General features: G+C 44.5%; 9 protein-coding genes and 6 tRNA genes. 9 read left to right on the forward strand and 6 right to left on the reverse strand.

Annotation, left to right across the window (positions count from 1 at the left end; genetic code table 11):
• Window positions 1-84: 84 nt before the first annotated feature.
• Window positions 85-175, forward strand: a tRNA-Ser gene (locus AB4484_RS22070).
• 117 nt (window positions 176-292) lie between these two features.
• Here the strand turns inward: AB4484_RS22070 and ilvY are convergent.
• Entirely contained in the window at window positions 293-1,183 is an 891-nt protein-coding gene (ilvY, locus tag AB4484_RS22075) for an HTH-type transcriptional activator IlvY (protein ID WP_102315369.1), read from the reverse strand.
• A 146-nt stretch (window positions 1,184-1,329) separates the two neighbouring features.
• Between ilvY and ilvC the strand changes: the two genes are divergently transcribed.
• Window positions 1,330-2,814: a ketol-acid reductoisomerase gene (gene ilvC / locus AB4484_RS22080; protein WP_372080446.1), complete on the forward strand. Its 1,485-nt coding sequence runs from the start codon at window positions 1,330-1,332 to the stop codon at window positions 2,812-2,814.
• A gap of 274 nt (window positions 2,815-3,088) precedes the next feature.
• Here ilvC and ubiK read toward each other — a convergent pair whose 3' ends face one another.
• From ubiK to AB4484_RS22100, 4 genes are all read right to left on the reverse strand, one after another.
• Window positions 3,089-3,340, reverse strand: coding sequence for a ubiquinone biosynthesis accessory factor UbiK (ubiK, locus tag AB4484_RS22085; RefSeq protein ID WP_009848085.1), 252 nt, complete (start codon window positions 3,338-3,340; stop codon window positions 3,089-3,091).
• Window positions 3,341-3,459: 119 nt separating this feature from the next.
• Window positions 3,460-6,582: a multidrug efflux RND transporter permease subunit gene (locus AB4484_RS22090; protein ID WP_048612411.1), complete on the reverse strand. Its 3,123-nt coding sequence runs from the start codon at window positions 6,580-6,582 to the stop codon at window positions 3,460-3,462.
• Window positions 6,583-6,593: 11 nt separating this feature from the next.
• Window positions 6,594-7,700: an efflux RND transporter periplasmic adaptor subunit gene (locus AB4484_RS22095; RefSeq protein WP_017629443.1), complete on the reverse strand. Its 1,107-nt coding sequence runs from the start codon at window positions 7,698-7,700 to the stop codon at window positions 6,594-6,596.
• 18 nt (window positions 7,701-7,718) lie between these two features.
• Window positions 7,719-8,300 (reverse strand): TetR/AcrR family transcriptional regulator, encoded by a 582-nt coding sequence (locus AB4484_RS22100; protein ID WP_372080448.1) that lies wholly within the window; start codon window positions 8,298-8,300, stop codon window positions 7,719-7,721.
• 180 nt (window positions 8,301-8,480) lie between these two features.
• Here AB4484_RS22100 and rep point away from each other — a divergent pair, with 180 nt between their 5' ends.
• On the forward strand, window positions 8,481-10,499 hold the full coding sequence (rep, locus tag AB4484_RS22105) for a DNA helicase Rep (RefSeq protein ID WP_372080450.1): 2,019 nt from the start codon (window positions 8,481-8,483) through the stop codon (window positions 10,497-10,499).
• An 81-nt stretch (window positions 10,500-10,580) separates the two neighbouring features.
• Here the strand turns inward: rep and AB4484_RS22110 are convergent, their stop codons facing one another.
• Window positions 10,581-10,994: a cytochrome c5 family protein gene (locus AB4484_RS22110; protein ID WP_372080452.1), complete on the reverse strand. Its 414-nt coding sequence runs from the start codon at window positions 10,992-10,994 to the stop codon at window positions 10,581-10,583.
• Between the two features lie 298 nt (window positions 10,995-11,292).
• Between AB4484_RS22110 and AB4484_RS22115 the strand changes: the two genes are divergently transcribed.
• From AB4484_RS22115 to AB4484_RS22140, 6 genes are all read left to right on the forward strand, one after another.
• A tRNA-Arg gene (locus tag AB4484_RS22115) sits at window positions 11,293-11,369 on the forward strand.
• A gap of 48 nt (window positions 11,370-11,417) precedes the next feature.
• Window positions 11,418-11,493 (forward strand) — tRNA-His (locus AB4484_RS22120).
• A gap of 77 nt (window positions 11,494-11,570) precedes the next feature.
• Window positions 11,571-11,647: transfer RNA gene (locus tag AB4484_RS22125), tRNA-Pro, on the forward strand.
• Window positions 11,648-11,691: 44 nt separating this feature from the next.
• A tRNA-His gene (locus AB4484_RS22130) sits at window positions 11,692-11,767 on the forward strand.
• A 55-nt stretch (window positions 11,768-11,822) separates the two neighbouring features.
• A tRNA-Pro gene (locus tag AB4484_RS22135) sits at window positions 11,823-11,899 on the forward strand.
• A 952-nt stretch (window positions 11,900-12,851) separates the two neighbouring features.
• Complete coding sequence (locus AB4484_RS22140; protein ID WP_048607507.1) at window positions 12,852-14,579, forward strand: ABC transporter ATP-binding protein; 1,728 nt, start codon at window positions 12,852-12,854, stop codon at window positions 14,577-14,579.
• The last annotated feature ends 7 nt before the right edge of the window (window positions 14,580-14,586 follow it).

Here is a 14,586-nt window from a genome sequence, read left to right on the forward strand (position 1 = left end):
GACATCGCCAGGCTTTAAATATCGTTACCTGTGTATACATGTAACAACATCTACAGTGTACAAATCTGTTGATGACAATTTGTTGGAGGGATGGCTGAGTGGTCGAAAGCACCGGTCTTGAAAACCGGCAACCGTTAATAGCGGTTCTAGGGTTCAAATCCCTATCCCTCCACCACCATTAGAAAGCCCGCTGAGAAATCAGCGGGCTTTTTTCTTATCTGCGATATACATAGATAAAAAAGGGAAGAGCACTGACGTGCTCTTCCCTTTTTTGTGTTTAAAACAATGATGACTAGTCCGCTAAATATTTCCCTTCTGCGACTTGCCAGAACGCTCGAATTAGAGGGTTATCTAGCTGCGCTCGCTTACAACATACGCCTAATTCAAATGGTTTGATGGGCTCTATCTTTAAGCGGTCAACTTTATCTCTTACTGGACTGTTGTTTATGACCACATCGGGTGCGATACCAACCCCACATCCTAGAGCTACCATACTTACAATTGCCTCATGACCTGATACTTGAGCATAAATATTAGGTTTAATCTTCATCTTCTTAAACCATGCATTAGCGCGTTCACGAGCGGTACCTGCTTCAGGGATGATAAAAGGCACTTCGTTCCAGTTTGGTTTATCAGATTGCAGTTGCTGGCTAAAGCTACTCACACCAGATGGAATGATGACTGACAGTGGAATATCGCTGATGGTTTCGAATTCTAACCTTGAAGGAAGGATGTCTGGCTTTGCTGAGATAGCGATATCCGCTTCATCGTTTAAGATCTTGTCGATGGATTGAGCTGGATCACCAGTAGAGAGCTTAAATTCAATATACGGATGAATAGCCCTAAATTCGGTTATGAGTTCAGGTAGGTGACTGTAGCTAGCCGTTACTGAACAAAATATACGTATCTCACCTTTAAGCTCTTGCTCTCCGCCCTTCAGGTGAAGGTTATATTGCTGCCACTCTCCCACGATGCTCAATGCTACAGGCAATAGGTGTTTTCCTGCTGGGGTCAGATCAACACTGCGGTTGTCTCTGATAAGCAGTTCTTGCCCTGTTTCCTCTTCAAGCTTTTGTATCTGACGGCTCAGCGCTGAAGGACTGACGTGCATAGCAGCAGCGGTTTTGCTGAAACTCTTGCTGTCACATAAATGTATAAATAATTGTAGAGATTTTATGTTCATGTTCTGCGATCGTTTCCATGTTGCATTTATTGCAATAACTAATTGTGAATATATCACTTTCAGCAACGGAGTGTCTGTTTTAGTATGAAGTCATTCGATAGAGAGATATCGACCTTAAGGACTTATTTTTAAAGGAGTGCCCTAGAATGGCTAACTATTTCAATACATTAAACCTTCGTGAACAACTAGACCAATTAGGTCGTTGCCGCTTTATGGATCGTGAAGAATTCGCGACAGAAGCTGAATACCTTGAAGGTAAGAAAATCGTAATTGTTGGTTGTGGTGCTCAAGGCCTAAACCAAGGTCTAAATATGCGTGATTCTGGTCTAGACGTATCTTACGCTCTACGCCAAGCGGCAATTGATGAAAAGCGTCAATCATTCAAAAATGCTGATGAAAACGGCTTTGTTGTGGGTAGCTACGAAACGCTAATCCCTCAAGCAGACCTAGTAATCAACCTTACTCCTGATAAGCAACACACAAACGTTGTTGAAACAGTAATGCCTCTAATGAAGCAAGGCGCTGCTCTTGGTTACTCTCACGGCTTTAACGTTGTGGAAGAAGGCATGCAATTACGTGCTGACCTTACTGTAGTAATGGTTGCACCTAAGTGTCCAGGCTCTGAAGTTCGCGAAGAGTACAAGCGTGGCTTCGGTGTACCAACACTTATCGCTGTTCACCCAGAAAATGACCCTAAAGGCGAAGGTTGGGATATCGCTAAAGCTTGGGCTGCAGGTACTGGTGGTCACCGTGCAGGCTGCCTAGAGTCTTCTTTCGTAGCGGAAGTTAAATCTGACCTGATGGGTGAGCAAACTATCCTTTGTGGCATGCTACAAGCGGGTTCTATCGTATCTTACGAGAAGATGATTGCTGATGGCATCGAACCTGGCTACGCAGGCAAGCTTCTACAATACGGTTGGGAAACGATCACTGAAGCACTTAAGTTTGGTGGCGTAACTCACATGATGGATCGCCTATCTAACCCTGCTAAAGTTAAAGCGTTTGAGCTTTCTGAAGAGCTTAAAGACCTAATGTGTCCGCTTTACAACAAACACATGGATGACATCATCTCTGGTCACTTCTCTAGCACAATGATGGCTGACTGGGCGAACGATGACGTGAACCTACTAGGCTGGCGTGAAGAGACTGGCGAAACTGCATTCGAAAACTACCCAGCTTCTGACGTAGAAATCTCAGAGCAAGAGTACTTCGACAACGGTATCCTAATGGTTGCTATGGTTCGTGCTGGTGTTGAGCTAGCATTCGAAGCTATGACGGCATCAGGCATCATTGATGAGTCTGCTTACTACGAATCTCTACATGAGCTTCCACTAATCGCAAACACAGTTGCTCGTAAGCGTCTTTACGAAATGAACGTTGTAATCTCTGATACTGCTGAGTACGGTAACTACCTATTCGCTAACGTAGCAACACCGCTACTACGTGAGAAGTTCATGCCTTCTGTAGCGACAGACGTAATCGGCCGTGGTCTAGGTGAAACATCTAACCAAGTTGATAACGCTAAGCTAATTGAAGTAAACGAAGCTATCCGTAACCACCCTGTAGAGTACATTGGTGAAGAGCTGCGTAGCTACATGAGCGACATGAAGCGTATCGCTGTAGGCGGTTAATGAGTCGCTTAGATACTGATAAATTTGCAGAAAAAGCGAAGCAGTATCACTAACTCCTTACAGGTTGGAGTTATAAATAAGCAACACAACATCTAATAGAAAGGCTTGGTCGCCGTTGACCAAGCCTTTTTGCTTTTAGTAACAAAGTCTTAAAAATCAATCAAATGAATATTGCTTGATAGGTCTTTGTCTATTTTCAGTTCTTGATTGATCTTCAGAAATACAAAAGGGTTGGTGCTTTCACACCAACCCTTTCAGTTTTCTTGCTTTACGCTTACTTATCAGCAATCTTTGCTTCTAAGTCCGCTAACTTTTGTTCCATTTCAGTCAGCTTTTGGCGAGTGCGAAGCAGTACTTGTGTTTGAACATCAAACTCTTCACGGCTCACAACGTCTAGCTTGTTCAGTTGGCCTTGGATAACCTGACGAACTTTTTGATCTACGTCTGAACCAAGCTCTTTTACTGGTTGAGGCATAGAATCGTGGATCTGCTTAGCAATCTGCTCTAGTTTTTTTGGATCAAACATATCAATTAAAACTCCTGAATATTTACCACTATTCTATTTAATCACACTTGAGATGTCGCCTATGGCGTATAAAAAAAGGCCACCGAAGTAGCCTTTTTATTGCTAATACGACTTAGCGATTACTTATTATCAGCTAATTCTCTGTGTGCTGCTTTTGCTTCATCGACGCGAGCTAGCTTTTCTAGATCTTTGTCTTCAACAAATACAGGTAGAGGTTTGTGTTTTTCAGCCAAGTAGCTGTAAATCACTGGCAGTACAAATAGCGTGAAGATAGTACCAATCGCTAGACCTGCAACGATTACGATACCAATACTAAAGCGCTGAGCTGCACCCGCACCACTTGCGTACATCAGTGGGATTAGACCCGCGATCATCGCTGCTGTTGTCATCAGAATTGGACGAAGACGAACCTTCGCAGCTTCCATTACCGCTTCGATACGAGTTTTGTGATGGTGCAACTGTTCTTCTTTTGCAACTTCACAGATCAAGATACCGTGCTTGGTAATCAGACCGACCAAGGTGATCAAACCTACTTGCGAGTAGATGTTCATCGTTGCCGCGCCCCAGGCCAGAGCGATTAGGGCACCACAGATCGCCAGTGGTACAGATACCATGATAACCAGTGGATCTTTCAGAGATTCAAACTGAATCGCCAGTACCAAGAAGATGATAGCCAGTGCTAGACCAAAGGTCGCGTAAAGTGCGCTACCTTCAGTTACGTATTGGCGTGCTTCACCCATGTAATCGTGGTTGTAGCCACTTGGAAGCTTATTCGCCGCCGTGTCTTCAAACCATGCAATTGCATCACCCATTGCAGCGCCTGGAGCAGGTACCGCGCCAATCGTAGCTGAGTTCAATTGGTTGAAGTGAGGAAGAGAACGAGGCTCTGCCACAACATCAATCGTAATCAAACTGCCTAGTGGTACAGCATTACCGTCTGCAGCACGTACGTAGTAGTTATTCATCGATTCTGGGTTCAAACGGAATTTACGTTCAACCTGAGGGATAACCTCGTAAGAACGACCATTCAAGTCGATACGGTTTACGTAGCCATCTGACATCATGGTACCTAGCGTAATACCGATATCTTGCATGGTCACGCCGTAAGCGCCCGCTTTATCCTTGTCGATGTGTACTTTCATCGTTGCTGAGTCGTAGTTCAGATCGAGATCCGAGTATACGAACAGTGGGTTTGTCGCTACATCAGTCAAGATGTCAGTGGTGATCTGGAACAAGCTTTCAAAACTGTTTGGCGTTGTAATAACAAACTGAATTGGAAGACCTGAACCTGCACCTGGTAGTTCTGGCATTTGGAAGGCGGTTACTGCCATTCCTGGAACATCTTTAACAAGCTCACCTACACGGTTTGCTACTTCTGATTGACTCGTTTCACGTTCACTCCAAGGCACCATAGATGCGATACCAAACGCTTGGTTTGCATTAGGCACACCTGTAAATACCTGCGCGTAAGCTACTTCTGGCTGATCAGACAGAATCTTGTTTACGTCGTTCATGGTATTTTGCATGAAGTCTAAGTTTGCATTCGACGGTGCAGTACCCATCAGCATGATTACACCTTTATCTTCTGAAGGTGCTAATTCACTAGGGATGAACTTAAACAGCATCGGCAAGCTTGCAAATACGATTATCGCAAAGCCAATGAACACTGGACGGTGATTCATAACCGCACCAAGCATACGCTCGTAACGGTTAGTCATACCATCCAAAACGCTATGAACTTTCTGCTCAAATTTGCTCGGCTCAGCGTGAGCTTTTAGCATTTTTGAACACATCATTGGCGACAGCGTAAGTGCCACGATACCCGATACAAATACAGAACCAGCTAGGGTTAGTGCGAACTCTTTAAATAGTGAGCCTGTGATACCACCCATCATCGCGATTGGAGCATATACCGCACCTAGCGTTAGTGTCATTGCGATAACAGGCACCGCAATTTCACGAGTACCAATGATCGCCGCGCGGAAAGGGGACTCTCCGAGCTTGATATGCCTGTCGACGTTCTCAAGTACTACGATCGCATCATCTACCACCAGACCGATGGCGAGTACCATTGCCAGTAGCGTCATCAGGTTCCAAGAGAAGCCCATTGCCTGCATTACCATTGCCACACCAATCAAAGACAGTGGGATAGTAACGATAGGGATCAGTACCGCTCGGAATGAACCTAAGAACAAGGTAATTACGATCAATACGATTAATGCCGCTTCAAGAATGGTCTTAATAACCTCTTGAATTGACTCGTTAATCGCAATGGTTGAATCGTACATTACGTTCATCGAGATGTTGCTTGGTAGGTTCTTCTCTAGTTGAGGAAGAAGCTCAAGTACATCTGCAGCGATGTTAATTGGGTTCGCACTTGGTGCCGCGTTAATTGCTGCAACAACCGCTTCCTGACCGTTCGCACTTGCACGGTAAACGTCGTGGCTTTTCTCTAGAGAAACCTTAGCGATGTCAGACAGACGAATAATCTCACCTTCACCACTTCTAACGACTAAGTTCTCTAACTCTTCAGTGTTCGATACTTGCGTGTCGGCACTGCCGTTATAAAGAACAAATTCACCCGTTGCTTGACCCGTAGCTGATTGGTAGTTGTTTGCATCCAATACCGCCATAACGTCAGTTGCAGTTAGGTTTACCGCCGCCATTTTTGATGGGTCTAGCCACACGCGCAGTGCGTATTTCATACCACCATAGAGGTCAACTTTAGATACACCATTTACCGTGAATAGTTGCGGGTTGATTACACGCTCTAGATAGTCGGTAATTTGGCTCGACACCAACTCATCACTGGTAAAACCAATGTAGAGTACAGCTGTCGTTGAACCGGTAGACATGGTTACGGTTGGATCTTCGGCTTCTTTAGGAAGCTGAGAACGCACCGAGTTAGTCTTGGCCAGTATGTCAGACAGCGCCGCATTCGGGTCGGTGTTCAACTTCATGTTAACGGTAATAGTAGAGCTACCGAGCACAGAAGAAGAAGTCATATAGTCGATGTTATCCGCTTGAGCCACAGCCTGTTCGAGGGGCTGGGTGATAAAGCCTTGGATAAGATCAGCACTTGCACCGTAGTAACTCGTGGTTACGGTTACGACGGTATTCGTCATTTCAGGGTATTCACGCACCTGCATTTTGAAGATTGCTTGTAAGCCAAGCAGCGCAATCAAAAAGCTGATGGATACCGCTAGAACTGGACGTTTAATAAAAACATCAGTAAAGCGCATTGTGCCTCCAGTTACAGCTTAGGTGTTTCAGATGGTGGAGTGATTGCATCACTTTCAACAACCTTAACTTTGGCACCGTTACTTAGACGTACTTGGCCAGAAGTTACAACCGTATCGCCGGCTTTAACGCCTTCAAGGATGTGTGCAATATCAGCTGTACGCTCACCTACTTTTACAACATGTTGAGCAACACGTTGAACGCCGTCTTCTTCAGTCAGGATGTAAACATTGTCACCGTATAGAGTGAAAGTAATTGCTGTTTGAGGCAGAGTTACTTGGTTCTCTAGTTTAGGCAGAATGATGTTAGCGCGAGCGAACATACCGCTACGAAGCTTGCCATCATTATTTGGAATGTCTGCTTGAACTTGGATAAGACCACTTTGGATGCTTACTGCGGGTTCAATTGCACTGATAGAGCCTTCAAACGGTGTCTCTGGGTAAGCATCAACAAAGATGTCGATAGCCTGACCAACATTGATTCGAGAGATATCTGTTTGAGAAACCGTGAAGCGCAGGCGCATGACACTGGTATCTTCTAAACGAACGATATCGGTACCCGATTGTAGGTATTGGCCTAGGTATACATTACGAATACCAACAGTACCGTCGAATGGCGCGCGAATTTCACGGCGCTCGATCGATGCTTTTAGGCTTTCAATGTCAGCAGATAGAGAGAAGTAGTTCGCTTCTGCTTCATCGTACGCTTCTTTAGAGATAGAACCTTTCTTGAATAGACCTTGGTAACGCTTGTATTTTGCTTTCGCAGCAGGCAAACGAGCTTCAGAACTCTTTAGGTTTGCTTTCTCTACGTCAGAATCAAGACGTACCAGTTGCTGACCATTCTTAACATCAGTACCTGACTCGAAAGAGATCTGGTCAATAACACCGCTGGTTTCGTTCGCTAGTGTCACACCTTGGTTAGGTTCGATGAAGCCGATAGCTTCAATCACTGGAACCCAGTCGATCGGCTGAACTTCAGTTACCGTTACTGGAAACTCTGGTTCAGGGCGGTTGGCCATATACTCAGCAATTTTTTGTTGTTTGAACATGTTAAACCCAATAACGCTGCCGAAAAGTAGTACAGCGATGAGTAACATGAAGAAAGTCCACTTTTTCATTATGGTCAAAACTCCGATCTAGTGTTTAATTATTGCGTCCCAACTAGCTTCGATTGCAGATTCTAGTTCTGCCTCATCAAGTTGGTAAAATCCTAAAGAATGCTTGCATGCTAGAGAAACACTAGCCGCCAAGCTCAATCCACCTAATACTTCATTGTTAAGTGGTTTAAACAATCCTTGTTCTTTCCCCTCATTAAATAGCAGCTCAACTTGGGCAAACATTTTACGTTCTAGTTCCCTGAAGTTTAGGCTATTTGTGATGGGTAGAGAGTCATACTGAACCCGATTTTTTATTGCGGCTAAATTCGTTCCTGCTAAGTTCCATATGTTCAACCACATAGTACGGTAGCGTTGTTTAATTGGATCCGAATCATTAACCCCTTCTTGAACAGCATCAGCTACTCTTTGAGTCACGAGCATTCGAACATCTTCTATCAAATGCTCTTTATCATCGAAGTAGCGATAGATAGTGCCTGCAGCCACTCCCGCTTCTTTGGCTAATTTTTGCATTGAAAGGCCTTGGAAACCGACCTCTGCAATTAGCTTTTCAGCTGCAGAAAGTATTTGCTGGCGTTTATCCCGAGGTGCATGAGTTGTCATATTTCAATCACCAATGAATGAACGTTCATTCATTATAGCCTAATAACCACACACATGTGCAACAAAGTTTTACATATTCAGCGTAAAAATCTTGTATAAGAGAACGTAGCATTCGTGCTGTTGCAGCATTATTATAGGCGCGCAATTGAATTCGCCCCTCTAGACCAAACTGAGAATCAAATGAAACTGAACCCAAGACAAGATGAAGCCGTGAAATATGTTTCGGGCCCCTGCTTAGTATTAGCGGGCGCTGGATCCGGTAAAACACGTGTTATCACCAATAAAATTGCGTATCTGGTTCAGGAGTGTGGTTACAAGGCGCGTAATATTGCAGCGGTGACCTTTACTAATAAAGCAGCACGCGAGATGAAAGAGCGTGTTGGGCAAACTCTGGGTAAGGGTGAATCGAAAGGGCTGATTGTTTCGACCTTTCATACCATGGGCTTAACCATCATTCGTCGTGAATACAAAGCGCTGGGTTTGAAAGCGGGTTTCTCTCTGTTTGATGACCAAGACCAACTAGCTTTGTTAAAAGAGCTAACAGAGAGGCAGATCGATGGTGATAAGGATTTGCTGCGCGCTTTAATGAGCACCATTTCGAATTGGAAAAATGACATGCTGACGCCAGATCAGGCGAAAGCACGTGCTCAAGGCGAACAAGAGCAGTTGTTTGCATTCTGTTTTGAGATGTACCAGAAACAGATGAAGGCATACAACGCACTCGATTTTGATGATCTGATTGCGATGCCTGTATTGTTACTGAAAACCAATCAAGAGGTGCGTGAGCGCTGGCAGTCGCGTATCCGCTATTTACTGGTCGATGAATACCAAGATACCAACACCAGCCAATATGAGTTGGTTCGCTTACTGGTGGGAGAGCGTGGTCGCTTGACGGTAGTAGGTGACGATGACCAATCTATCTATTCATGGCGTGGTGCAAAACCGCAAAACTTGGTGTTGCTGGGTGAGGACTATCCAAATCTTCGCTTGATCAAACTCGAGCAAAACTATCGCTCAACCAGCCGAATACTACGTGCGGCTAACATCTTGATCGCCAACAACCCACACGTTTATGAAAAGTCACTGTTCTCAGAGATCCCAGACGGTGAAAAGCTCAAGGTACTGAATGCTAAGAATGAAGAGCATGAAGCAGAGCGTATTACCGGCGAGATCATCGCCCACAAGTTTTTGAACCGTACTGAATATAAAGATTACGCAGTGCTTTACCGTGGTAATCACCAATCTCGCTTGATAGAAAAAGCCTTGATGCAGAACCGTGTGCCTTACAAGATCTCTGGCGGTACCTCTTTCTTCGCTAGATCTGAGATTAAAGACATCATGGCTTACCTACGTGTGTTGGTGAACCCTGATGATGACAACGCTTTCCTGCGTATTGTTAATACACCGCGTCGTGAGATTGGTCCGGTAACGCTTGAGAAATTAGGCAGTTACGCCAATATGCGTGGCAAGAGCTTGTTTGAAGCCAGCTTTGAGATGGGCTTAGAGCAGACACTGACAGGGCGTGGTTTAGAAAATCTACGCCGTTTCGGTGACTGGATTGTTCGTATCTCAGACAATGCTGAGCGTGGTAATACGGTTGAAGCAGTTCGTTCTTTGGTTCGTGATATCAACTACGAAGATTGGTTGTACGAAACCTCAGCGAGCCCGAAAGCGGCTGAAATGCGAATGAAGAACGTCTCTGATCTGTATAGCTGGATTGTGGCCGATCTTGAGGGTGACAACTACGATAAAGAAGAGAAAACCCTGCGCGAGGTGGTTCAACGTTTAACGCTGCGCGACATGATGGAGCGTGGTGAGGATGATGACGATGCAGATCAAGTTCAATTAATGACACTGCATGCATCGAAAGGTCTAGAGTTTCCGTATGTATTCCTGATGGGTGCAGAAGAGGGCATCTTGCCGCATCAAACCAGTGTTGATGAAGGCAACGTAGAAGAAGAACGTCGTCTTATGTATGTGGGGATTACTCGAGCGCAGAAAGAGCTGACCTTTACTAAGTGTCGTGAACGTCGTCAATATGGTGAATTAATCAAGCCAACACAAAGCCGCTTCCTTGATGAGCTGCCGCATGATGATGTGGAGTGGGAAAGCGTTAAGAAGCCTCAATCCGCTGAAGAAAGAATGGAAAAAGGACAGGCGCACATTGCGAATATTCGAGCGATGTTCAACAAAAAGTAATGCTCTGCATTTATAGCATTATATAGAAGCCAATAAAAAAGGTGACCAAGAGGTCACCTTTTTTGAATCTGGCATTTTTAATTACAGACCGGCAATCATGTGCTCGATAGCATCTTTGATTTCTTCGTCTGAACAGTCCATACATGAACCTTTCGCTGGCATCGCATTGAAACCGTTGATTGCGTGGTCAGCTAGGATGTCGCGACCTTGAGCAATACGAGGACCCCAGTCACCAGCATCACCTGTTTTAGGTGCGCCACTTACGCCAGATGCGTGACAAGCGATACAAAAGGTACCGTAAACTGCTGCACCATCACGAGGGCCTGTTGGTTCTGCGGCTACTGGCTCGCTGCCGACTAGGTAAACTTGGCCAACTGGTTTGATGCGTTCAGCAATTGCATCGTGCTCCGCTTCGCTTAGGCCTGCAGCCATTGCGCCAGTTGAAAAGGTTAAAACTGCGATGACAACGCTTAAAATTCGACGAGACATATCCATTAAACTCACTTTACATTCCCAAGGTAAGTACATGCTTACCAATTTATAGTGTTGGAAGGGTGTTTTGGCTTTAACCAGCAAAGAGCAACTGTTAAACCAATGTAAATAATGGGTGATTATATCCCGATAAGTTGTTGCAATAAACAACAACTTATAAGCTGTGGCGGGTTGTAGTACTCAAATAAGGGGTTTATCACATATTAACTGTCGAAAAAGAGACCAAACAGAAAAAAAAGTTAAAAAAGTACTAGACGGCATTGGGTGATATACGTATTATTCCACTCCGCCGACAGGGCATGCGCCTGTAGCTCAGCTGGATAGAGCGTTGGCCTCCGGAGCCAAAGGCCGAAGGTTCGAATCCTTTCAGGCGCGCCATCCGGTCTCTTACTTCGGTAAGTGAGAAATTGGCAAAAAGAAATAATGGTGGCTATAGCTCAGTTGGTAGAGCCCTGGATTGTGATTCCGGTGGTCGCGAGTTCGAATCTCGTTAGCCACCCCATTCTTTCTTTACAAAATATCGGTAGCTTCGGCTTCCAGTGTTGATTCATTATTCCCAAGAGTCGATACAAAACTAGTCGGTGAATAGCGCAGCTTGGTAGCGCATCTGGTTTGGGACCAGAGGGTCGGGGGTTCGAATCCCTCTTCACCGACCACTATTTCAATAATCGCTTTTAAGCGGTTATATAAAAAATTAGTGGTGGCTATAGCTCAGTTGGTAGAGCCCTGGATTGTGATTCCGGTGGTCGCGAGTTCGAATCTCGTTAGCCACCCCATTAATTTTGGTAGCTTCTTTGAAGTTCCCAGTTTGAGAAATCAAACGAAACGTCTCGGTGAATAGCGCAGCTTGGTAGCGCATCTGGTTTGGGACCAGAGGGTCGGGGGTTCGAATCCCTCTTCACCGACCACCTTTAAGAAAGCTCATCAGAAATGATGAGCTTTTTTTCATCTGAAGATCACTAGATTGGAACCCAAGTGGGGTTCGCCTGATGTTCAAAGAATGTCTCTTCACCGATCACTTAAGAAGCCTCAGTCGAAAGATTGGGGCTTTTTTACATCTGTCGTTTTAGTTTTTATCGATTTTGAATGTTGGGATCCTACCTGCTTCGGCACCTTGTCTGTTGTCGCCTCTGTCTCCCCCCTTCTTATATAAGACAGATTCCTATCGATCTGCTTGATTATGGTGCTGATACGGAGTTGCTTTCTTTATCAAATGTGCAGATCTATATCTAATTTTATATAAATGGCATGATCAATAATTCGACATATTAATGGGTTTGGTCTAAAGACTTTTATGAAAAGTGAAATCTGACCCTAAATTTGCTCACTAAGGCCTGAATTTGACAGCTTTCTACGCATTTGGTTGTTCAAAAACTCCTCTGATTTATTAGGCCTTTCGTTTATCTATTTTGTATTTACCAAAATAATACAAATGGTTAAATGTATGGTTAATTAACGTGTATCTGGTTGTTTTATTTGTTCAAATTAACAAAATTAGCGTTTGTTTCTATAGTGTTAATTGTTTTTTAGAATAATTATTTGTTTTTGGTGACTGGTAGTTAGATCTGCTTTGAAGCACGGCTTTAACTCTACAAGTAAGTAGTGGTAAGGAGTTTGTGAGTATTTCTTGCCGATAATATAATGTTGATTTTTCTTACTATATGCTCTTTGGGTGAATAGTTATGTGGCACTTTTGCTTGCTAAGCGTTTAATGTCGACTTTTTATCCTATTTTTGTTGCTTTTCTGTGAATTATTTGCCAAATTGTCAACCGTATAAAATATCAGAACAATATTCTGGTAAGAATGGATTCAATTTTGCAGACAGGGCAGAAAGCTGCCAAAGCAGTAGAGGTCTGGTAATGTCACTTTTAGAAGTAAAAAATCTTCGTATCGAATACCCATCTCGTCATGGAGTTCACGCCGCAGTTAAATCACTTTCGTTCAACATTGAACGTGGTGAGATTGTTGGTGTTGTAGGCGAGTCTGGTGCAGGTAAATCAACAGTAGGTAATGCTGTGATCGATTTGCTGAGCCCTCCTGGCCGCATTGCTAGCGGCGAGGTATTTCTGGACGGCGAAAAAGTCTCTGGTTTATCTCCTGAACAGATGCGTTCTGTTCGCGGCTCAAAGATTGGTTTTATCTTCCAAGACCCAATGACTTCTCTTAACCCTCTATTCACAGTGGAACAGCAGTTAAAAGAGACGATTCATGCCAACATGAAGGTTTCGGATCAAGAAGCCTACCAGCGCTCATTAGACTTGATGAACCAAGTGGGTATCCCACAACCAGAAAACCGTTTAAAGCAGTACCCTCACCAATTCTCTGGCGGTATGCGTCAGCGTGTGGTTATCGCGATCGCATTGGCAGGTGAACCTGATCTAATCATCGCAGATGAACCAACAACAGCACTGGATGTTTCTATCCAAGACCAGATCTTGGGTTTGATTCGCGACCTATGTATTAAGAAGAACGTAGGTTGTATGTTGGTCACGCACGATATGGGTGTGGTATCTAATGTTACCGACCGCGTAGCCGTGATGTACCGTGGTGATTTGGTTGAGTTTGGCCCAACAGCGAAAGTTTTGGGTACTCCTGAACACCCATACACACACAGTCTTATCTCTGCGGTTCCTCGTTCGGATCGCAAACTCGATCGTTTCCCTCTTGTTAGCTACATAGAAGAAGCACAAGAGATGGAACCACTGGATGTGAAAAACCACTGGTTAGGTCAAAGCCAAGATCACCGTGATTACACTGGTCCATTGTTGAATGTTGAGAACGTAAACTTGCGCTTTACCACCAAAGATTCTTTCTTTGAGAGTCGTCGTGAGTACGTTCAAGCATCAAACAACGTGAGCTTTGAAGTGCATGAAGGTGAGACGTTTGGCTTAGTAGGTGAATCAGGCTCAGGTAAATCAACGATTGCTCGTGTGATTGCTGGCTTGTACGCGCCCAACTCAGGCAAGGTAACGTTTGAAGGCGTTGACCTGACTGGGCTTAAATCTGAAAAAGAGCGTCGCCCAATGCGCCGCCAAATGCAGATGGTTTTCCAAAACCCTTACACATCAATGAACCCTCGAATGAAGATATTCGACATCATTGCTGAGCCTATCCGATTCCATAAACTGACGCGCAACGAGAATGAAACTCGTCAGATCGTGAACGATCTGCTAGAGCACGTTGGTTTGGGCGTAATGGCCGGGGTTAAGTACCCACACGAATTCTCAGGTGGCCAACGTCAGCGTATTTCTATCGCTCGCGCCTTGGCAACTCGCCCTCGTCTTTTGATTTGTGATGAACCTACGTCGGCACTGGATGTGTCGGTACAGGCTCAGATCCTTAACCTATTAAAAGACTTACAAGACGAGCTAAACCTAACCATGCTGTTCATCAGTCACGATTTACCGGTTATTCGCCAAATGTGTGATCGTGTTGGTGTGATGCAAATGGGAGAACTATTGGAAGTCGCGCCAACTGAGCAGCTATTCCAATCGCCTCAGCATGAATACAGCAAACACCTAATTTCTTTAATGCCTGAATTTACAGGTTTAAGAGAAGAAAAAGCAGTGGCACAAGCCGCGGTATAAAAATCAG

Source organism: Vibrio sp. 10N.261.46.A3, assembly GCF_041472995.1.
In the GTDB taxonomy this organism is placed as follows: domain Bacteria; phylum Pseudomonadota; class Gammaproteobacteria; order Enterobacterales; family Vibrionaceae; genus Vibrio; species Vibrio coralliirubri.